The organism is Aeromicrobium yanjiei (genome assembly GCF_009649075.1).
In the GTDB taxonomy this organism is placed as follows: Bacteria; Actinomycetota; Actinomycetes; order Propionibacteriales; family Nocardioidaceae; genus Aeromicrobium; species Aeromicrobium yanjiei.
The window spans coordinates 2,120,036-2,140,574 of sequence record NZ_CP045737.1; the positions used below are offsets into that span (position 1 = coordinate 2,120,036).

A 20,539-nucleotide genomic window follows, 5' to 3' on the forward strand; every position below is an offset into this window, starting at 1 on the left:
CGACGCAAACGCCGAAAGATCGGTGTCCGGTCAGGGCCAGAGCTCGGTGAGCTCGGCGACGGTGTGCGCCTTGCCGGTGTAGAACGGGATCTCCTCGCGGACGTGCCGGCGGGCCTCGGTCGCCCGCAGCTCGCGCATGAGGTCGACGATGCGGTGCAGCTCGTCCGCCTCGAAGGCCAGCAGCCACTCGTAGTCGCCGAGGGCGAATGACGCCACGGTGTTGGCGCGCACGTCCGGGTAGTCACGGGCAGCCATGCCGTGCTCCTTGAGGATCGCGCGGCGCTCGTCCTCGGGCAGCAGGTACCACTCGTACGACCGCACGAAGGGGTACACGCAGACGTACGACCGCACCTGCTCCTCGGCCATGAACGCCGGGATGTGCGAGCGGTTGAACTCCGCGGGGCGGTGCAGTGCCATCTGCGACCACACGGGCGCCATGCGCGAACCGAGGGCCGTGCGGCGGAAGGCGTTGTACGCCGCCTGCAGGGCCTCGCTGGTCGGCGCGTGCCACCAGATCATCAGGTCGGCGTCGGCGCGGAGGCCGCTCACGTCGTACGTGCCACGGACCACCACGTCGTCGGCGGCGAGCTTGGTGATGAGCGCATCGACCTCGGCGGCCTCGGCCTGGCGGTCGGCGTCGCCGAGCACGCGGTCCAGGCGGAACACCGACCACATCGTGTAACGGATGGTCTCGTTGATGTCCTTGGCGAGCTTGCCCTTGTTGGGGATCGGCGCAGCAGCAGTCATGACTCCATTGTCCCAGCGTCGAGCAAGCGGCGCGCAGCCGCCCGGCCCGATGCGATGACCGCCGGGATGCCGACCCCACGGTATGCCGCGCCGCAGACCTCCAGGCCGGCCACCTCGGCCACCGAGCGCTCGATCGTCTCGACCCGGTCGAGGTGCCCCACGTCGTACTGCGGCAGTGCCCCGCCCCAGCGCTGCACGGCCTGGTCCGCAGGCTCGGGCAGCGATCCGAGGGCCTGCCGCAGATCGGCGAGGGCCCGGGCGGCGAGCTCCGCGTCGTCGTGCTGCAGCAGCGTGGACTCCCCTGCACGTCCCACCGAGGCCCGGATGACCGTACGGCCCGAGTCGCCGAGCCAGCCCCACTTGTTGGACGAGACCGTGGCCGCCTTGATGAACGTGCCGTCCACGGGCGGGACCAGGAATCCGGAGCCCTCCGGGACGTCGGCGTCGTCCAGCACGAAGGTCACGATCGCCATGCTGGCGTAGTCGATCGCCGCGAGTGCGAACGCTGCCGCCGGCGCCTCGACCGCGAGCAGGCGCGCGGCAGCCGGGGCCGGCGCGGCGACCACGACGGCGTCCGCGTGCACCGACTCGACGTCCGTGGTCGGACCGACGGACAGCCGCCAGCCGTCGCCCGTACGCGCGACGGCGCGCACCGTCGCGTCGAGGCGGACCTCGATGCCGGGGGTCGCGGCGACCGCAGCGGGAAGCTGTCCGATGCCACCGACGAGCCCCGCGAAGACCGGCCCGGTGCGCGTCGCGGCGGCTCGGTTGGCCGCGGCGGCGGCGATCAGGTCCTCGCCGAGATCCGCGATCTGCGGCGTCGTGGCACGCAGCGACAGGTGCTCGGTGCTGCCGGCGTACACGCCGCCGAGCAGCGGCTCCACCAGACGGTCGAGCACGTCGCGGCCGAGCCGCTCGGAGACGAACTCCGCGACCGAGACGTCGTGATCGGGTACCGGCAGGATCCGTGGCGTGGGCATCTCCGCGATGCCCGAGGCGGCCAGCGCAGCCGGGTCGGCCGGGATGCCCATGACCGTCGGCGGCATGGGACGCAAGGCGCCGTGCGTCCAGATCGCCGCGGTGGTGGTCGCGGGGTGGACGACCCGGTCGTCGAGGCCGATCGCGTGGATCAGGTCGAGCCCCTCCGGACGGCGGGCGAGGATCGACTCCGCGCCGAGGTCGACCGTGAGCCCGCCGACGTCGCCGAGACGCAGCTTGCCGCCGAGCCGGTCCGAGCCCTCCAGCACGACGACCTCGGCCCCTGCGGACGCGAGCTCGTACGCGGCGGCCAGTCCGGCCATTCCTCCACCGACGACGGCGACCCTCACTGCCTACGCCGTCTCGTAGCCGTGGACGAAGTCGACCAGGCGCGCCAGCGCGTCGGGGTCCGTGGCCGGCAGCACGCCGTGGCCGAGGTTGAACACGTGTCCCTCAGCCGCACGACCCGCCTCGAGGACCTCGGCCGCACGCGCCTGCATGAACTCCGTCGGGGCGAAGACGACGGTCGGGTCGAGATTGCCCTGCACCGCCTTGCCCGGACCGATGCGACGCACGGCCTCGTCGAGCGGGACGCGCCAGTCGACGCCCACGACGTCCGCCCCGGCGTCGCCCATCGAGTGCAGCAGCTCGCCGGTGCCGACGCCGAAGTGGATGCGCGGCACGTCGAGATCAGCCACGGACGCGAGCACGGCCGCCGAGTGCGGCTTGACGTACGTCTCGTAGTCCGCGAGCGACAGCGCACCGGCCCACGAGTCGAACAGCTGGATGGCGGACGCGCCGGCCTCGACCTGCGCCCGCAGGAACTGCCCGGCGATCGCGGCCATGCGTCCGAGCAGCGCATGCCACAGATCGGGATCGGAGTACATGAGCTGCTTGGTCAGGCGGTGGTCGCGGGACGGACCGCCCTCGACGAGGTAGGACGCGAGGGTGAACGGTGCGCCCGCGAAGCCGATCAGCGGGGTCGCGCCGAGCTCGCCGACCAGTGCCGTGACGGCGTCGGTGATCGGCGCGATGTCGTCGGGCTCGATGTCACGGAACTGCTCGAGCTGCGCGTGCGAGCGGATCGGCTCCGCTACGACCGGGCCCGTGCCGGGGACGATGTCCAGGTCGACCCCGATGGCCTTGAGGGGGACCACGATGTCGGAGAAGAAGATCGCCGCGTCGACGCCGTAGCGGCGGACCGGCTGCATCGTGATCTCGACGACCATGTCGGTGCGGAAGCAGGAGTCCAGCATCGTCGTGCCCTCGCGGATCGCGAGGTACTCCGGCAGGGAACGCCCGGCCTGGCGCATGAACCAGACCGGGGTGTGGGCGGGGCGCTCGCCGCGGCAGGCCTGCAGGAACGCGCTGTCGGTCAGGGTTGGGGTGCTCACCGATTCAGTCTCTCAGGTCGTGCGGAGTGTCGAGGCCCAGCCCTGGCCCGGACACGCCTACCATCGCAGGGTGGCAGTCAGAAGCGAGATCGACCGCACGCCCGCCCAGTTCACGGATGCGGTCGCGCAGGTGCGAGGTGCCGTCCTGCGACCCGAGGTCGTGGTCGACGAGATGCCCGCACCCCAACGCATCGCCCCGCACGCATTCGCGATGAGCGGTGACGTGCTGGTCGGCGAGGACGAGCTCGCGACCGGGCGCTTCATCCTCCTGCACGATCCGGCCGGCAACGACGCATGGGGCGGTACGTTCCGCTGCGTCACGTTCGCCCGCGCCGACATCGAGGCCGACATGGCCGCCGACCCCGTGCTCCCGAGCGTGGGGTGGAGCTGGCTGACCGAGGCGCTCGACGCGTTCGACAGCGCGTACGCCGCAGCGAGCGGCAGCGTCACCGTCGTGCGATCCGAGGGATTCGGCGAGATGGCGGCCGACGGCGGTGACGCACAGATCGAGGTGCGCGCGTCCTGGACGCCCTTGGTCGAGCAGCCCACGTCCGACATGGGCGGGCACGCCGCCGCCTGGTCCAACCTGCTCTGCGCGATCGCGGGCCTCCCGCCCCTCGCGCCAGGCGTCATCCCCCTCCAGCGCAGGCGTGGTGCGCGTTGACCACTCCCCCCGAGACCGGGCCCGACGAGACCGCAGGCGCGGCGGAGGAGACTCCCGAACCGGTGGCACCCGAGGCGCCGCGGCTGCAGCTGCGTGACCCGCTCCCCCCGGTCGTCGACACCCCGCAAGCCCTGCAGGACACGTGCGAGCGCATCGCGGCGGGCACCGGCCCGATCGCCCTGGACGCCGAACGTGCCTCGGGCTACCGCTACTCCCAGCGCGCCTACCTGATCCAGATCCGTCGCGAGGGCTCCGGCACGCACCTGGTCGACCCCACGGCGTTCGACAGCCTCGTGCCCCTCGACACCGCCTTCGACGGCAACGAGTGGATCCTGCACGCCGCGACGCAGGACCTCATGTGCCTCGCCGAGGTGGGCCTGTACCCCGAGGCGTTGTTCGACACCGAGCTCGCCGGGCGACTGCTCAACCTGCCGCGGGTCGGGCTGGCCGCCCTGGTCGAGCACTACCTCGGGCTGAGCCTGGCCAAGGAGTTCTCCGCCGCGGACTGGTCGACCCGCCCCCTTCCCGAGCCGTGGCTGGTCTACGCGGCACTCGACGTCGAGGTCCTGATCGAGCTCCGCGACCTGATCGACGCCGACCTGCGAGCAGCAGGCAAGCGTGAATGGGCCGCGGAGGAGTTCGAGGCGCTGCTGCTCTTCCAGGGGCCGCCCGAGCGCAAGGAGCCGTGGCGGCGGGTCTCCGGCATCCACAAGGCTCGTGGGCGTCGAGCCCTGGCCCTGGTCCGTGAGATCTGGGAGGCCCGCGACCGCATCGCCGAGGCCCGCGACACGACTCCCGGTCGGGTCCTGCCCGACAGCTCGATCCTCGAGCTGGCGACGTCGCCACCCCAGGACGTCACGGCGCTCAAGAACATGCGCATCATGCGCAACCGAGGTCCCCGCCGGTTCGCGAGCGAGTGGTTCGACGCGGTCGAGCGCGGCCTGGCGCTCGCGGAGATCAAGCTGCCCACCACCAACCAGCGCGTCGACGGTCCCCCACCGCCGCGCGCATGGGCGGACAAGAACCCCGTCGCCGCAGATCGCCTCGGCCGCAGCCGCGAGGTCGTGACCGCGATCGCCGAGGAGCACGACCTGCCGACCGAGAACCTCATCTCGCCGCAGCTGGTGCGCAACCTCGCCTGGGAGCCTCCCGCGGAGATCACGACTGAGGCCGTCGGCGCAGTCCTGCGCGAGCAGGGCGCCCGCGGCTGGCAGGTGGGGCTCGTCGCCGCCCCACTCGCCGAGGCGTTGGCCGACACTTCTTCGTGATCTCACAGGTCCTACGCAACCAAGGACAGGCATGCCTGCCCTTACACTCATGAGGTGCTCGCCAACTTCCTCATCGGTCTCAGAGAGGGTCTGGAAGCCAGCCTCGTCGTCAGCATCCTGATCGCGTACTTGGTGAAGACCGACCGGCGGCACCACATCCGCTACATCTGGATGGGGATCGCGGCCGCGGTCACCCTCGTCCTTGTCGCGTTCACCGCGATCAACATCGCGATCGGCTCCCTCCCCTTCCGCACGCAGGAGCTCGTCGGCGGCACCTTGTCGATCCTCGCGGCGGCCCTCGTCACGTGGATGATCTTCTGGATGCGGCGCACCGCCCGCGGGCTGAAGAAGGAGCTCGAGAGCGAGATGGCCGACGCCGTCACGCTCGGACCGCTCGCAGTCGCGTTCGTCGCCTTCCTGACGGTCGGGCGCGAGGGCCTCGAGACCGCCGCGATCATGTACGGGACGGTCGCGGACGCGTACACCGCAACACCCTTCATCGGCGCCGCAGGAGGGCTGCTGGTCGCGGTCGTCCTGGGCTACCTGATCTATCGCGGGGCGATCACGGTCAATCTCGGCAAGTTCTTCACGGTGACGGGCTATCTGCTCATCGTGGTCGCCGCGGGCGTCCTGGCCTACGGGATCTACGACCTCCAGGAGGCGGCGTTCCTGCCCCGGCTCACGTTCGAGGTCGGCGGCATCTCCGACCTCGGCAACGCAGCCTTCGACATCTCCTCGACCATCCCGCCCGACAGCTGGTACGGCACGCTGCTCAAGGGCACGGTCAACTTCCAGCCGAACCCGTCGTGGCTGCAGGTCATCGGCTGGGCCTGCTACCTGTTCCCCGTGCTGTGGCTGTACTCCCGCAAGCCCGCGGCCCCGAAGGCCGCCGCCCCGGCCGATGCCCAGGTGGACGTCGCCCGGTAGTTGATTCCCGCCGCTAACGTGGGCGCATGACATCGGCCCCCCGCGCAGCTCGATGAACGACTACAAGAAGCCGTCCCTGCCCGGTCCTGCCCTGTTCGAGGCGCAGGCCGGAGGCAGCGATCCCGCCGAGGCGACGGCTGCCGGTCATCGCATCGCCACCCTGCTCGTCCGTGGGCCGCGCACGGTCGACGACCAGGGACTCGTCGACCGGGTGCTGCACCTGGCCGACGAGGAGGGCCTCGGGGTCATCGCCGAGCTGTGGTCGCACGCCGCACCAGACACCGTCGCCGGAGCGCTGTGGCGGCTCTACCTGCTGCGCACGTCGGTGCACCGCCTGCCCGAGCAGGCCGCCCGCGAGTTCGCCGCCGGCAAGGCGTACGCGCCCGTGCACGAGGTGCTGGCCGGCGTCATCGACCCGCCGGGTCCCGACGAGGTGATCGCACTCGTCGACACCGTCGTCCGCGGCATCGTCGGCTCCCACTTCGACGTCACGCTGGACCGCGCCGCGGCGTTCGCGCACATCGTCGGGGTCGGTCGCGCGCAGCTCGAGGGGGGCGACCCCCACAGCGCCGCGAGACTCGTCGACACCGCCCTGCACCTGCACAAGGCAGCCGAGCTGGAGCGCACCGGCGAGCTCCACTGAACGTCACACCGTCGGTGCTTGTGTGGTCACCGCGCTCGGTTAGGCTTGAGGTCGCGTCGGGCTGCGGTAGCCCCGGGTCCCAAAATTAGCCGCTTCGAGCGGCCATGCGCCGTGAGGCGCTTCCCAGCCCGGCGTGACCCCCTCTCCGTGACCACTCGGCATGGTCACCACGGACCAGATCGGCCGCGCTTTCGGTCGTTCCGGCCCCAGCCCGCCGTCCTGCGCCTAGCCTCATGACTGCGGGGACCGTTGAGCCCCCGACCGCCGACCGGCATCGATCCAGGGCGAAAGCCGGTCGGCTCGGTCGGCTATCTGGGTGCGTACGTCGTGTATGACTGCCGCGGACGACCGATCTGCGCCAGCTCGTCCAGGTCGTCCTGCGACGGGACCCAGGCGGCCGCCGCGGCGTTGGCCGCGACCTGCTCCGGCCGGGTCACCCCGGCGATGACGCTCGACACGGCCGGCTGGGCCGCCAGACCACCGATCGCGAGGTCCAGCACGGTGATGCCACGGGAGTCGGCGAAGGCCTCGAGCTGCTCGATCCGGTCCCAGTCGGCAGTGCGCAGGCGTTCGGCCTGCGACGCCAGCTCGAGACGCGACCCGGCGGGCGGGGCCTGGTCCCGGCGGTACTTCCCGGTCAGCAGGCCGTACGCGAGCGGGAAGTAGGGCAGGATCCCGACGCCCAGCTCGAGGCACGCGGGGACGAGTTCCACCTCCGCGGTGCGGTTGTAGAGGGAGTACTCGTTCTGGGCGGTGACGTACGAGGCGAAGCCGTTCGTCCGCGAGATCCACGCCGCGTCGACGACCTGCCAGGCCTGCAGGTTCGACGAGCCGATGGCCCGGACCTTGCCCTCGACGACCAGCTCGTTCATCGCACCGAGGGTCTCCTCCATCGGCGTCGTCGGGTCGGGGGTGTGGAGCTGGTAGAGGTCGATGTGGTCGGTGCCCAGCCGGCGCAGGCTCGCCTCGACGGCCGTACGGACGTAGGCCGCGGTGCCCCGACGGCCGCCGTCATCACCGTTGACGCCGCCCATGTCCATGCCGAACTTGGTCGCCAGCACGACCTCGTCACGCCTACCCCGCAACGCCGTCCCCAGCAGGGTCTCGCTCTGGCCGCGACCGTACGAGTCGGCGGTGTCGAAGAAGGTGACGCCGTGCTCGAGTGCCGCGTCGACGACTGCGGTCGTGCGGTCCTGATCGATGCGCGTGCCGAAGGCGTTGCAGCCGATGCCGAGCGCGGACACTGCGATGCCGCTCGAGCCGAGGGTGCGAGAGGGGGTCGTCATGCTGCCACCCTAGGCAGAGGCGCGAGCGTGCACTTGGTCACGTACGACCCACGGTCCTTCCTCTCCCGTAGACTGGGAAGCATGCTCATGAGGTCCGCGGCGCGCAGAACCGCTGCTGTCCTCATGGTGGCGCTGGTCGCCATGCTGCTGGTCGCGACCGGCGGACCCGCGCGCGGCGCGCACCAACGGGTCAGCGCCGGCACCGGACACGCGACGGCCGCCGGCGTGCAGAGCGGGCGACACCTCGACGTGCAGGCCCCGACGCCGCAGCACGACCAGGCGTCCCATCTGCTCGACCTCGCGTCCACTCCCCCGTCCCCGGCCCCTCAGCGGGTCGATGCCGGCTGGACCACCCTCACGACCGACACCGCGACGTACGTCGGCGCTGACGCCGTGACCCCGACCGGACGGGCACCGCCGGCTCGCTGAGCCGCGCCCACCCGTCCGATCCACGCCTCCCGGCGTCACCCCGAAAGTCCTCCATGACCTCCCGTGCTCCCTTGTGGCGGGCGATCGCTGCCTTCGCGATCGTCGCTGTGTCACTGCTGCTCGCCCTCAAGCTCGACGCCAAGCTCGGCCTCGACCTCAAGGGCGGCACCCAGATCGTCCTCGAGACCCGCGACTCCGAACGCGTCAAGGCCGACGCGGAGTCGACCGACCGCGCGCTCGGCGTCCTGCGCGGACGCGTCGACGCCCTCGGCGTGGCCGAGCCGACCCTCGCCCGCTCGGGCGACAAGCGCATCATCATCGAGCTCCCGGGCGTCCAGGACCCCCGCGAGGCGGCAAAGGTCATCGGCCAGACCGCCCAGCTCTCGTTCCACGAGGTGCTTGCGGTCCCCGAGGCCGACGCCAAGCCCGGCAAGGGCGAGAAGATCGTCGAGGACGAGGACGGTCGCCCCATCCTCATCGGCAAGCAGCTCCTGGACGGCAACGGCGTCAAGGATGCGAACGCCGGCCAGAACGAGCAGTCGCTGGGCCAGTGGATCGTCAACATCGAGTTCAACAAGGACGGCAGCAGCGGCTGGAAGCAGCTCGTGTCCGATGCGTGCGCCAACCCGGCTGCGGGTCAGCGCATCGCGATCCTGCTCGACAACGAGACCATCTCCTCGCCCGCCGTCCAGCCTGACCTCTGCGCGTCCGGCGGTGGCGGCTCGACCCAGATCACGGGTGACTTCGACTCCGAGAGCTCCAAGGACCTCGCCGCGCTGATCAAGGGCGGCGCACTCCCCGTCCCCGTCGACGTGATCGAGCAGAGGACCGTCGGCCCGACGCTCGGCAAGGTCGCCATCGACGCCTCGATCGAGGCCGCCATCATCGGCATCATCCTGACCGGCCTGTTCATCATGTTCGTCTACCGACTGGTCGGCTTCCTCGCCACGATCGCCCTCGCGACGTACGCCCTCATCGCCTTCGCCCTGCTGGTCTGGCTCGGGGCGACACTCACCCTGCCGGGCCTGGCGGGCTTCGTGCTCGCGATCGGTCTGGCGATCGACGCCAACGTCCTGGTGTTCGAGCGAGCGCGGGAGGAGTACGCCGAACGACGCTCGGCGGGCCTGTCCCCCGCGCTGACCACCGGCTTCAACAAGGCCTGGTCGGCGATCCTCGACTCCAACGTCACGACCCTGCTGGCCGCGGGGCTGCTGTTCTTCTTCGCGTCCGGCCCCGTCAAGGGCTTCGGCGTCACGCTGTCGATCGGCGTCATCGCCTCGATGGTCTCGGCTCTGGTCATCGCACGCGTGCTGTGCGAGTGGGCCATGCGCCGTGCGTTCGTCCGCAACCGTCCCCAGATCAGTGGACTGGCGGGCACCGGCCGCATCCGCAGGTGGCTGACCGAGAGCGGTCCTGACCTGATGAAGCGCAGCGGCACGTGGATCGTGATCACGCTGGTCGTGGCCGTCGTCTCCGTCGGTGGCATCGCGATCCGCGGGCTCAACCTGGGTGTGGAGTTCACCGGCGGACGCCTGCTGGAGTACTCGACGTCCAAGTCCGTCGACGCCGAGGACGCCCGTGTGGCCGTCAGCGACGCCGGGTTCACGCAGGCCGTCGTCCAGTCGTCGTCCGGCGAGGACGGCCGCGAGAACATCAGCGTCCGCCTCGACGAGATCACCAACGACGAAGCGGTCGAGGTCGAGAAGGCTCTCGCGAGCGTCGCGGGCGACGTCGAGAAGGAGCGCGACGAGCTGATCGGCCCGAGCCTCGGCAAGGAGCTGCGCGACAAGGCACTGATCGCCTTCGCGATCGCCGTGGCGGCACAGATGCTGTACCTCGCGTGGCGGTTCCGGTGGACGTACGCGGCGGCCGCCGTGCTGTCGATGTCCTCAGTCGTGCTGACGGTGGTGGGTGTCTTCGCCTGGTGGGGCAAGCCCATCGACGGCGTGTTCCTCGCGGCGGTGCTCTCGATCATCGGCCTGGCCGTCAACGACACGATCGTGGTCTTCGACCGCATCCGGGAGCACACACGGGAGAACCGCAAGCGGCCTCTGCGGGACGTGGTCAACGAGGCGATCCTGCAGACCATCCCCCGCACGATCAACACGGGCCTGGGAGCGATGTTCATCCTGGCGGCGCTGGCCGTCCTGGGTGGGGACTCGCTCACCGACTTCGCGATCGCGCTGCTCATCGGTCTCTCGGTCGGCATCCTCTCGACGATCTTCACCGCCTCGGCGCTGGCGGTCGTCCTGGAGGAGCGCTTCCCGCACGACCCGGACGCGGCCCCCAAGAAGGTCATCGACCCGTACGCCTCGGTCGACGACGGGCGGTCGACGGGTGCCGTGATCTGAAGCGCGTGCGCAGCGCGGCGGGATAGGCATATCGTGTCGCCATGAGCGACATCGGGGAGGTACGTTTCGGCGGGCGCGCCAAGTGGGGCGCCGTCGCAACCAACCTGATCATCGCCGCGCTGGGCACGTTCCTGGTGGTCGTGGCCTTCGTCGCGGTGCCGGCAGACGTCCACGCGCTGCGGGCGCTCGGCTGGTACACCGTGGCCGCCACGGTGCTCACCGTCGCTCTCGCCGTCGCGCTCGCCGCGACCGGCCGGCTGCCGACGGTGGACCGCGTCGACCTCGACGGCGAGGAGGCGCGCGGGGTCGAGTCGTGGCCCTGGCAGTGGCGCTACGACCTGGTCATCGACCTGGGACTCGGTGCCGCACTCCTCACGGTGGCCGGTATCGGTCTGGTCGAGGGAGGCTCGTGGCTCGTCCCGAGCGTCGCTGTCGGTCTTGTCGGCATCTGGTTCCTGGTGCGCGCGATCTTGTCCGCGAGCGGTCGCCGCCGCAACGAGGCGCTGTGGCTCACCTCCAGCGAGCTCGTCCACGACACGGTCAACGGGCGTGAGCGCTGCGGTCGCGCGAGCGTCACCCGGGTCGCGGCCATCGATCAGTACGTGGTGGCTGACATCGAGGGCAGGACCCGGCATCAGCCTGCGCCCCCGCCCCGGCCCTGGCGCCGTCGCCGCCGGCTGGACAACCCGCGCACGGTCGTCTTCGACACGACCCTGACGGGCCACACACCTCAGCAGATGGCCGACTGGCTGCGGACCGAGCTCGAGCTCACCGACCGCCAACGGCTGCGGCGCTGACCCACGACCGGGCACGACACGTCGACACACAGGGGATGACGATGAGCACGAGCACCACCGAGTCCGCGACCGGGCGCGCCATGCCGCCGGTCGTCTACGTCCCGACGACGGACGACCCTGACCCGCACCAGCGGCACATCGTGATGCACCACGTCGAGGACGGCAGGACTGCCCTCTACGCGTACTCGGCACCCGACCGGCTGGAGGACTTCTATCTTCCGGGCAGCCCCTGGGTGCTGTGCGACATCCCAACGCTTCAGCGCATCCACGACGAGACGCCCTACGACCTGCTGTTCGTCGACGTCGATCCCGGTCTGCGCGAGGACACGTCGGAGGTGACCGCATGACCGGCCGGCTTGACGTCGACCTGGCCGCTCTCGCGTCGATCGCGGCGACGTTGGACCGCGGCGCGAGCGGGCTGGATGAGCTGTCCGGCTCGGTGCCGGCAGGTGTCGATGCCGGTCCCATGACGGGCGTCATCGCGAGCATGCTGAGCCAGGTCGTCGACAGTGCGGGCAACGTGTCGTCCGCGTCGAGCGGCGCAGCCGACCTCGTCCGGCTCAGCCGGGACTACTACCAACGTGCTGACGCCGAGGCCGAAGCCACGTTCGCCGACATCAAGAAGGCGACCGAGCGGTGAGCGTCGACACCGAGATCGAGGGCTCGCCGTCGTCCGTCGAGTCTGTCGCGACCTGGCTGCGCAACTCACTGGCGCCCGAAATCGCTGACGCCGCCGACGGCATGAACGACGCGCGCAAGTCCGCCGACGACTCCTGGCAGGGTCCGGCGGGCGACCAGTTCTCGTCCTGCATGTCGGGCGCCCGCGACAAGACGGACTCGCTGGAGAGCGCCGCGAAGAAGATGGCCGAGGACCTCGACGACTTCGCCGAGAAGCTGCGCGGCTGCCAGAACGACATGGCCACGATCCGCAGCGACGCGACGGCCGCCGGCCTCACCGTCGTCGGCTTCATGGTGCAGGACCCCGGCCCCGGGCCGGAGCGCCCGCCGGACGGCTTCACCGGCACGCCCGAGGAGGTGACGGCGCACAACGCCAAGGTCACCGCGTACGACGCCCACCAGGACAAGATCCGGGCGTACAACCACGCCTCGAGCGAGGCCGCACGCATCGACCGCAAGTACGCGACCGCGTGCCGGTCCCTCCAGGACGACTACACGGTCGGCCAGCACGCGTCGTGGCTGCTGACCACCGCCGACATCCTCGGGGACGCCGCGGTCGGCGCCCTCGGCGTCGCCGTCGCGGGCAAGCAGAGCAAGCTCAACAAGCGCGCGGCGGATCTCGTCGACGAGGCTCGCCGCGCGATCGACGACCTGCAGGCCCATCCCGAGCGCTACATGAAGCGCAAGTGGATCTTCTTCAAGAGCCTCGACACGGCCAAGCTGGAGGCGGACCGGCTCGCCCTGGCAGGCAAGCTCGACGAGGCGGAGGACCTGCTGCGGCAGAGCCAGCTCGCAGGCGAGGGCAAGGTCCCCAAGGTGCTGGGCCGGTTCGGCAAGGTGCTCGGTCCGATCGGCCTGGGTCTCGGTGCCTACAACGACTACCAGGAGGGCGAGACCACGACCCAGATCGTCGTCTCGCAGGGCGCGTCGACCGGCGCGGGTCTGCTCGTCGGTGCCGGCGCCACGGTGGGGACGAGCGCGCTCGTCGGGGCCACGATCGGCTCGGTCGTCCCCGGAGCAGGGACCGCCGTCGGAGCGGTCGTCGGAACCGTGGTCGGCGCGGGCATCGCGATCTTCTCCGACGGCGCCATCGACTCGTTGTTCGAGAACGGTCCGGACGTCGGCAAGGCCTTCGACGAGGGCGTGGACGCGCTGAAGGACACAGGAGGCGCGATCAAGGACGGCGTCTCCGGCGTCGCCGGCAAGATCGGCGGACTCTTCGACTGATCCGCTGCTTCGGCGCCGCACCCGGGCAGGTTGTGCACAGATCTGGTCCCAGGTCTTACCGAATCGCTGGTATTTCGGTAGTTTCCGAAGATGCGATTCGGGGGAATTGTCCTGGCGACGGCGTTGGCCCTCGGTGCCTGCTCGTCTTCTGACCCGGCGCCGATCGAGCCCCGGCGCTCGGCAACGACCCCGACGCCGACCGCCACGGCCCCACCCATGCCGGACCAGGCCCGCCAGGACTCCCCCGAGGGTGCCGCCGCCTTCGTCAAGCACTACGTCGACATTTAGTGCTGAAAAAGACTATGGCGTGTGACTGCTCATCCGGTCACACCGACGCGAATCCGACTCTTATGCCATTTCGGTGGCCACGGTTCTTCAAGACCGTTCGAATAGTTGGAGGAATATCATTTCCGGGGTCTAGTACCTGGACCACGCCGTCGCCGATGTGGAATCGCGGCAGAAATCCTGGAAGACGCTCCACGAGATAATCGGTCAAGTCGTTGATGAAAACCTGTTCAACGATTTCGTCGTCGCGCGATCTCCCGCGCAGATGACTCATTTCACTGACTTCGGACGCTACCGTCTCCCAGGCCTGCTGTCTGGTGGCGGCAAGATCCTCGTCATCACGATCGCGATAAAAAACGGAGTCGCCACGTTGCGCTATCCGGCGATCCAGGTGATCCATCCGGTCCAACAGGAGATCCATCTTGGCGTCATGAGGTGACCCGTTAGCGGTTGGCTCCTCCGCCTTAATCGACAGACCGAACCTCTGCCACAGCGGGTTCTTGTCATTGCAGGTCTCGACGCACCTAGTTATGTGAGTCGCGAGTTGATCGACGTCGCTCTCGTTCGACCACACGTTGATGGACGATCCGTAGCTATGGGTATTCATCCCCCCAAGATCGAAGGGGATGCTCGTCAAATTGTCTTTGACCAAGGCCACGGGCAGATCGAGGGACGTTCTCACACCCAGCTCGAAAAACACGTTGGGGTTATGCCCGCTCAGGTCGCACAAGACCATCGTGGACTCGGATAGATGTTTAACGATTTCTGCGTGAATCATGCTGGAGCCGCTGGTGACGGGCCGGATAGCTTCGTATCCGGCTGCTTCGATTGCCGGGACGAATAGATGTTCCATCACGTGGTTCCAGTGTTCGGTATCGCCCCCGTACCGAGCAGCCTCCTCCTTGTGAGTGGTGATCGGCATAGCGATGAAGCAGGTCCCCTTGTTCTCAGTCACCGTGCGATCATGCCAGCGTTGCGGCTCATTCGGCACTCGTTCACGTCCTTCACGCCGCGAATGGATGCCGCTCAGGTGTGGGCCAATCCAGGTCCAACACGACGATGCCCATTTCCATTGCGTGCTTGATCTGAAGCAGGAGGTCTGCGGCGGCGAGGTCGTCTGGGATGCAGAACTTGGCCGTGACGACGGTGCGCGTTTTTGTCGGTGTCATATGAGAAGCACATCATGAAACGCCGACACAACTGCCGGCCTGACCACAGTCGGTCGTCTGCGATCAAGCTGCAAAGGGGTGCTGGAACTCGGGCTTCGGCCACTCCCAGCCTGCGACGGTCACCCCCAATTCCTCTGCGTACTTCAAGAGGCAGAGAACGTCCATGGAGGCAATGCTCTCGGGGAAGCGAATGGTTGCGGTTACAAGGTTTGTGTTCATGCCGAAAAGGAGACCACATATCGTGTCGTCACCAAGACGACACCACACCGCACAGGGCGTGTGCGCATAGCCCCCGAGGCTGTCGATAGCTGGGCTTGTCAAGTCCACTTCTTCCTGGGTGGTTCTGTGCATTAGTTCGGCAAACCTTGGAAGTGCAGGGGTCGCGAATAAATGTTCTTTTGACACGTCATCCACGGTGGATGGTGGACAGATTGTCGAAATAGCGATGCTAAGGATGGACTTCTCGCGCACGATGTGCTCGATGTGAGGACCCAGGAGAGGGTGAAGGGACCAGCAACTCTCCCCCTCCTGGGGGCTAGGGGGACACGACCTTGACGTTGCGCAACCGCGCGAACTGGCCCGTGGTCGTGTCGTAGTTACGGGTCAGGTGGAAGTACCTGCCGCGGTGGGTCGTGTTGTTGACCGACAGGACACCGGAAGGTGTGCCGTCGAGCCGCTGGCGGCTCACGCTCGTGGTCGTCACCGTGAGGCGGAACTTGACCCAGGTCCCAGCCGTGATGGCCGTGACCGTAAGAGACGACCCCAGCTGTGTGCCAGCGCCAGGCCCAGGGGCATCCGTGTAGATGCACGTGCGACGATAACCGCGTGAAAGCCGTTCTCTATGCGCTCCCACTGCTCATGCTCGGAGTTGCCATTGGGGCGGCTCGTGCTCGGCGTGGCAAGCCCACACCGTGGGACGCCTGGCCTCGCCCAGCTCTGCTCATGATTCTTGGGCTTTGCCTTCTTATAAGCGTCGGGATCACATCGCTTGCTGGGAACGTCGAGTCCGATGCTGTTGGACTGTCGCTCTCGATTGTTGGGATCGCATTTATCCCCGCTGGCCTGTACGTCTTACTTACGGGCACCCAGCGGCGCTAGAGCCTAGAACAAGCTGCAAGGTCCGCTTGGGATTCGTCTCGGTCCAGTAGAGAGCTTGGATCGTGACGATGACACCGTCGATGTCAGAGATGCTGGCGTCCTTGGCGACCGGCAGGGCTCCCCTACGTTCTTACGCCGGGCACGCGGCATCTGGACCCGCGGCAGCTGATCATCGGCGTGAGTCACCTTGCCGCCCACGATAGCGGCGTAGCCCACCGAGCACGCCTGCAACTGGTCACCCAAGGTCATCAACTTGACGTCGAAGCCGCGTTCCTGAAGGCGCTTGCCCAGGGCTCCGAGCTGACGACCGCCTACCACCAATGACGCGGTGTGCTTGAACGCCAGCACGATGCACAGCGCCTCCAGCTGGTCCAGGTTCGACTTGTTGGTGCTTGCGACCAGCTCGGTGTGCAGCACGCCCTCATCGTCCCTGGACGCAGCGACGACGCTGCCGTACTCCCCGCCGAGCCTCGGCCCTGGCGCTGTCGCAGCCGGCTCGACGACCCGCACACGATCGTCTTTGACGCGAGCCTGAACGGCCACACACCAAGCAGATGGCCGACTGGCGAAGGACCGAGCTCAAACTGGCGGACCGTCAACGGCTGCGGGACTGACCGCGAGCATCAGCACTACCGCCCGCGCCGTGGCGGTCGTCGTCCACAGATGTCGCGTCAGGGCTTACCGAATCGCTGTCGTTTCGGTAGTTTTCGAAGATGCGATTCGGGGGAATTGTCCTGGCGACGGCGTTGGCCCTCGGTGCCTGCTCGTCTTCTGACCCGGCGCCGATCGAGCCCCAGCGATCGGCCACGACCCCGACGCCGACCGCCACGGCCCCACCCATGCCGGACCAGGCCCGCCAGGACTCCCCCGAGGGTGCCGCCGCCTTCGTCAAGCACTACGTCGACGTCTTCAACTACGCCGCGGCAACCGGGGACGTGGAAGAGCTCACCCGCCTCTCGGCCCCCACGTGCGAGGGCTGCCAGAGCTACATCTCGCTCTACCGCGACACCTACGCCGCCGGCGGCTACTTCAAGGGTGGTCAGTGGAGTCTCAGTGAGATCGAGGTGGAGCAATCCAGTTCAACTAGACGGGTATTCGCCCATCTCGATGCGCCAGCAGGTACGCAGCGCGTAGACGAAGCCAACGATCCCGGGCCAACGTCCCCAGAGAACGCAGAACTTGCCTTCCTCGTCACGTCCACATCCCAGGGTGAGAATCAAGTGTCCAAACTCGTGAGGGCCGAGCCGTGAAGTTTGCCGTTCTTATCCTGGCACTCGCGGTGCTCCTGCATCCCTCGGTGGCAGTTGCGGACATAGACGTTGACCCGAACCGTCGGAATACCTCGATCAGGCTCGACGCGCAGAAGATTCTTCGACCCAGCGCCCGACACAATTCTCCAAACGTGCCGGTCAACGGATCCGGCGATGCGGCGCCTGTCAACGATCCGACGTATGACCGGATCTACATGCAGTGTCGGGTGGATCCGGTGAACGCGATCTACGGCTGCCGCACCCAGACGCCGGAGGACCCGGACGAGCCCGAGGCTGAGGAGCGGCGCGAGCTGACTCCGGGCGACGTCCTGCGGGCGGCGCGGGAGATCGGGCTGCCGAGCCTGCAGGTGCAGATCCAGCCCGGCGACGAGACGTTGGTGAACGTCGAGACGATCTTCTACGCGCAGCCGCAGGCGTTCGAGCGCAGCATCGAGCTGCTCGGCTACGACGTCGACCTGGTCGCGCAGCCCGTGACCTATCACTGGGTGCACGGCGACGGCACGACGCGATCGACCTCCACACCGGGCAAGCCCTATCCCGCGATGGACGTCACGCACCGCTATCGCGAGCCTGCGGACGACGTACGCGCGCGGGTCGACGTCACGTATCGGGTCCGATATCGCGTCGACGGCGGTGCGTGGCAGACCATCGGCCAGACGCTCGTGGCATCGGGTCCGGCCGCACAGCTCGACGTGAGGGAAGCGGCCCCCGTGCTGACGAGGCGTTGAGTGCAAGAATGGCCGCATGCCCATTGCAAGCCATATCGTCGAGCTGATCGGCAACACCCCGCTGGTCCGCCTCAACTCTGTCACCACGCCCGGATCGGCAACGGTGGCCGCCAAGATCGAGTACCTGAACCCCGGAGGCAGCGCCAAGGACCGCATCGCGGTCAAGATGGTGGACGCCGCGGAGGAGTCCGGTGCCCTGAAGCCCGGCGGGACCATCGTCGAGCCGACCTCCGGCAACACCGGCATCGGCCTGGCCCTCGTCGCCCAGCAGCGCGGATACAAGTGCATCTTCGTGTGCCCCGACAAGGTCGGCGAGGAGAAGCGCAACGCGATGAAGGCGTACGGCGCGCAGGTCGTCGTCTGCCCGACGGCAGTGCCGCCCGAGCACCCCGACAGCTACTACAACGTCTCGGACCGGCTCGTCCGCGAGACCGAGGGCGCCTGGAAGCCCGACCAGTACTCCAACCCCGCGGGTCCTGAGAGCCACTACGAGACCACGGGCCCCGAGATCTGGGCGGACACCGACGGCAAGGTGACGCACTTCGTGGCCGGTGTCGGCACAGGTGGCACGATCACCGGCGTCGGGCGGTTCCTCAAGGAGAAGAACCCCGACATCAAGATCATCGGCGCCGACCCCGAGGGCTCGGTCTACTCCGGTGGCACGGGCCGCCCGTACCTCGTCGAGGGCGTCGGCGAGGACTTCTGGCCCAGCGCGTACGACCCGAGCATCCCCGACCAGATCATCGCCGTCTCCGACGCCGACTCCTTCGACATGACCCGTCGCCTCGCGCGCGAGGAAGGTCTGCTCGTCGGCGGCTCCTGCGGCATGGCCACGGTCGCCGCACTGAAGGTCGCGGCCGAGGCCGGCCCCGACGCGCTCGTCGTGGTGCTGCTGCCCGACGGTGGCCGCGGCTACCTGGGCAAGATCTTCAACGACGACTGGATGTCGTCCTACGGCTTCCTGCGCGAGCCCCTCGACGGCACCTCCCACCAGCTCTCGGTCGGTGACCTGCTGCTGAGCAAGACCGGCGGTCTGCCGGCACTGGTCCACACCCACCCGTCCGAGACGATCCGCGACGCGATCGAGATCCTGCGCGAGTACAACGTCTCGCAGATGCCGGTTGTCGGTGCCGAGCCGCCCATCGTCATCGGTGAGGTCGCCGGCAGCGTCAACGAGCGCGCGCTGATCAGCGCCGTCTTCGAGGGCCGCGCCCAGCTGACCGACCCCGTGTCGCGTCACATGGAGCCGCCGCTGCCCCTGCTCGGCTCCGGCGAGACGCTCGACGACGCCCTCAAGGCGCTCAGCTCGAGCGACGCCGTGATGGTCGTCGAAGAGGGCAAGCCGCTGGGTGTCCTGACCCGCCACGATCTGCTGGGAGTGCACGTCTGATGGGCAACGACGAGAGCGCACGCGACGAGGGCCGGACGCACGGATTCGCGACCCGGGCGATCCACGCGGGCTACGAGCCCAACGCCGAGAACGGCGCGGTCAACGTGCCGATCTACGCCAGCTCGACGTTCGCGCAGGACGGCGTGGGCGGCATGCGCGGCGGCTACGAGTACGCCCGCACCGGCAACCCGACCCGCAAGGCACTCGAGGGCAACCTCGCGGCGCTGGAGAGCGGGACGTACGGCCGCGCGTTCAGCTCGGGCATGGCCGCGACCGACACCGCGCTGCGGTCGCTGCTGCGTCCCGGCGACCACCTCGTGATCCCCGACGACGCGTACGGCGGCACGTTCCGCCTGATCGACAAGGTGTTCACCCAGTGGGGCATCACCTACACCCCCGCCGCGGTCAACGACCTCGACGCGATCCGTGCCGCGGTCACCCCGGCCACCAAGGCCATCTGGATCGAGACGCCGACCAACCCGCTGCTCAACATCGGTGACATCGCCGCGATCGCGGAGATCGCGCACGCGGCGTCCGCGACGTTCGTGGTCGACAACACGTTCGCCTCGCCCTACCTGCAGCAGCCGCTCACGCAGGGCGCCGACGTCGTCCTGCACTCCACGACCAAGTACGTCGGCGGCCACTCCGACGTCGTCGGCGGCGCGCTGATCACCGACGACGAAGAGCTCGACGCCGCGTTCGCGTTCCTGCAGAACGGCTCAGGCGGTGTGCCCGGTCCGTTCGACGCGTACCTGACGATGCGCGGCGCCAAGACGCTGGCCGTGCGGATGAACCAGCACTGCGACAACGCCGAGGCGGTCGTCGACTTCCTGCAGGGACACCCGTCGATCTCGTCGGTCCTGTACCCGGGTCTCCCCGAGCACCCCGGCCACGAGGCCGCGGCACGCCAGATGCGTCGTTTCGGCGGCATGGTGTCCGTACGCCTGAAGGATCGGCAGTCGGCGCTCGACTTCTGCTCGCGCACCGAGCTGTTCACCCTCGCCGAGAGCCTCGGTGGCATCGAGTCGCTCATCGAGCACCCCGGCGCGATGACCCACGCCTCCACGGCGGGCTCGTTGCTCGAGGTGCCCGACGACCTCGTGCGGCTGTCGGTCGGCATCGAGGACGTCGCGGACCTGATCGGTGACCTCGAGCAGGCCCTGAGCTGAGCGCGACCCACCGGCTCGCGCTGCTCGGCGCAGCCCTCTG

General features: G+C 68.7%; 22 protein-coding genes. 14 read left to right on the forward strand and 8 right to left on the reverse strand.

Translation table 11 applies throughout. The features are described from left to right. Positions 1 to 30 precede the first annotated feature (30 nt). From hemQ to hemE, 3 genes are read right to left on the reverse strand one after another with little or no spacing between them, the layout of a single operon-like run. Positions 31 to 747, reverse strand: coding sequence for a hydrogen peroxide-dependent heme synthase (gene hemQ, locus GEV26_RS10515; RefSeq protein ID WP_153653024.1), 717 nt, complete (start codon positions 745 to 747; stop codon positions 31 to 33). Next, on the reverse strand, positions 744 to 2,075 hold the full coding sequence (gene hemG / locus GEV26_RS10520) for a protoporphyrinogen oxidase (protein ID WP_153653025.1): 1,332 nt from the start codon (positions 2,073 to 2,075) through the stop codon (positions 744 to 746). Before hemG ends, hemQ begins: the two co-directional genes overlap by 4 nt. Before the next feature lie 3 nt (positions 2,076 to 2,078). Next, positions 2,079 to 3,119: a uroporphyrinogen decarboxylase gene (gene hemE, locus GEV26_RS10525; RefSeq protein WP_153653026.1), complete on the reverse strand. Its 1,041-nt coding sequence runs from the start codon at positions 3,117 to 3,119 to the stop codon at positions 2,079 to 2,081. 70 nt (positions 3,120 to 3,189) lie between these two features. Here hemE and GEV26_RS10530 point away from each other — a divergent pair, with 70 nt between their 5' ends. The 4 genes from GEV26_RS10530 to GEV26_RS10545 are packed head-to-tail and all read left to right on the forward strand — an operon-like array spanning position 3,190 to position 6,621. Continuing rightward, entirely contained in the window at positions 3,190 to 3,783 is a 594-nt protein-coding gene (locus GEV26_RS10530; RefSeq protein WP_153653027.1) for a DUF3000 domain-containing protein, read from the forward strand. Continuing rightward, complete coding sequence (locus GEV26_RS10535) at positions 3,780 to 5,051, forward strand: ribonuclease D (protein ID WP_153653028.1); 1,272 nt, start codon at positions 3,780 to 3,782, stop codon at positions 5,049 to 5,051. Before GEV26_RS10530 ends, GEV26_RS10535 begins: the two co-directional genes overlap by 4 nt. Before the next feature lie 54 nt (positions 5,052 to 5,105). Continuing rightward, positions 5,106 to 5,978: an iron uptake transporter permease EfeU gene (efeU, locus tag GEV26_RS10540; RefSeq protein WP_153653029.1), complete on the forward strand. Its 873-nt coding sequence runs from the start codon at positions 5,106 to 5,108 to the stop codon at positions 5,976 to 5,978. Positions 5,979 to 6,030: 52 nt separating this feature from the next. Next, the gene (locus tag GEV26_RS10545) at positions 6,031 to 6,621 is read left to right on the forward strand and encodes a hypothetical protein (protein WP_153653030.1); all 591 of its coding nucleotides are present in this window, start codon (positions 6,031 to 6,033) and stop codon (positions 6,619 to 6,621) included. 308 nt (positions 6,622 to 6,929) lie between these two features. Here GEV26_RS10545 and GEV26_RS10550 read toward each other — a convergent pair whose 3' ends face one another. Next, a complete protein-coding gene (locus GEV26_RS10550; protein WP_153653031.1) occupies positions 6,930 to 7,907 on the reverse strand; it encodes an aldo/keto reductase in 978 nt (325 codons plus the stop codon). An 81-nt stretch (positions 7,908 to 7,988) separates the two neighbouring features. Between GEV26_RS10550 and GEV26_RS10555 the strand changes: the two genes are divergently transcribed. Genes GEV26_RS10555 through GEV26_RS10580 form a run of 6 tightly spaced genes read left to right on the forward strand, consistent with a single transcriptional unit; the run spans position 7,989 to position 13,389 of the window. Continuing rightward, entirely contained in the window at positions 7,989 to 8,336 is a 348-nt protein-coding gene (locus tag GEV26_RS10555; RefSeq protein WP_153653032.1) for a hypothetical protein, read from the forward strand. 53 nt (positions 8,337 to 8,389) lie between these two features. After that, positions 8,390 to 10,687, forward strand: coding sequence for a protein translocase subunit SecD (secD, locus tag GEV26_RS10560; RefSeq protein WP_153653033.1), 2,298 nt, complete (start codon positions 8,390 to 8,392; stop codon positions 10,685 to 10,687). 41 nt (positions 10,688 to 10,728) lie between these two features. Beyond that, the gene (locus GEV26_RS10565) at positions 10,729 to 11,484 is read left to right on the forward strand and encodes a hypothetical protein (protein ID WP_153653034.1); all 756 of its coding nucleotides are present in this window, start codon (positions 10,729 to 10,731) and stop codon (positions 11,482 to 11,484) included. A gap of 41 nt (positions 11,485 to 11,525) precedes the next feature. Beyond that, a complete protein-coding gene (locus GEV26_RS10570; protein ID WP_153653035.1) occupies positions 11,526 to 11,831 on the forward strand; it encodes an SAV_915 family protein in 306 nt (101 codons plus the stop codon). Beyond that, complete coding sequence (locus tag GEV26_RS10575) at positions 11,828 to 12,124, forward strand: hypothetical protein (RefSeq protein ID WP_153653036.1); 297 nt, start codon at positions 11,828 to 11,830, stop codon at positions 12,122 to 12,124. Before GEV26_RS10570 ends, GEV26_RS10575 begins: the two co-directional genes overlap by 4 nt. Beyond that, on the forward strand, positions 12,121 to 13,389 hold the full coding sequence (locus GEV26_RS10580; RefSeq protein ID WP_153653037.1) for a WXG100 family type VII secretion target: 1,269 nt from the start codon (positions 12,121 to 12,123) through the stop codon (positions 13,387 to 13,389). Before GEV26_RS10575 ends, GEV26_RS10580 begins: the two co-directional genes overlap by 4 nt. 325 nt (positions 13,390 to 13,714) lie before the next feature. Here the strand turns inward: GEV26_RS10580 and GEV26_RS10585 are convergent, their stop codons facing one another. From GEV26_RS10585 to GEV26_RS10600, 4 genes are all read right to left on the reverse strand, one after another. Beyond that, entirely contained in the window at positions 13,715 to 14,629 is a 915-nt protein-coding gene (locus tag GEV26_RS10585) for a hypothetical protein (protein WP_153653038.1), read from the reverse strand. A 277-nt stretch (positions 14,630 to 14,906) separates the two neighbouring features. Then, entirely contained in the window at positions 14,907 to 15,314 is a 408-nt protein-coding gene (locus GEV26_RS10590; protein ID WP_153653039.1) for a hypothetical protein, read from the reverse strand. Between the two features lie 64 nt (positions 15,315 to 15,378). Further along, a complete protein-coding gene (locus GEV26_RS10595; protein ID WP_153653040.1) occupies positions 15,379 to 15,531 on the reverse strand; it encodes a hypothetical protein in 153 nt (50 codons plus the stop codon). A gap of 413 nt (positions 15,532 to 15,944) precedes the next feature. Beyond that, positions 15,945 to 16,358 (reverse strand): hypothetical protein, encoded by a 414-nt coding sequence (locus GEV26_RS10600; protein ID WP_153653041.1) that lies wholly within the window; start codon positions 16,356 to 16,358, stop codon positions 15,945 to 15,947. Between the two features lie 296 nt (positions 16,359 to 16,654). On the opposite strand from GEV26_RS10600, the gene GEV26_RS10605 reads away from it, so the two are divergent. From GEV26_RS10605 to GEV26_RS10620, 4 genes are all read left to right on the forward strand, one after another. Continuing rightward, the gene (locus GEV26_RS10605) at positions 16,655 to 17,191 is read left to right on the forward strand and encodes a DUF6318 family protein (RefSeq protein WP_279586734.1); all 537 of its coding nucleotides are present in this window, start codon (positions 16,655 to 16,657) and stop codon (positions 17,189 to 17,191) included. 236 nt (positions 17,192 to 17,427) lie between these two features. Further along, positions 17,428 to 17,940 (forward strand): hypothetical protein, encoded by a 513-nt coding sequence (locus GEV26_RS10610; RefSeq protein ID WP_194839820.1) that lies wholly within the window; start codon positions 17,428 to 17,430, stop codon positions 17,938 to 17,940. Between the two features lie 16 nt (positions 17,941 to 17,956). After that, positions 17,957 to 19,330, forward strand: a complete 1,374-nt coding sequence (locus GEV26_RS10615) for a cystathionine beta-synthase (protein ID WP_153653044.1) — start codon at positions 17,957 to 17,959, stop codon at positions 19,328 to 19,330. After that, on the forward strand, positions 19,330 to 20,499 hold the full coding sequence (locus GEV26_RS10620; protein ID WP_153653045.1) for a cystathionine gamma-synthase: 1,170 nt from the start codon (positions 19,330 to 19,332) through the stop codon (positions 20,497 to 20,499). The genes GEV26_RS10615 and GEV26_RS10620 overlap by 1 nt, the downstream gene beginning before the upstream one ends. Positions 20,500 to 20,539 lie beyond the last annotated feature (40 nt).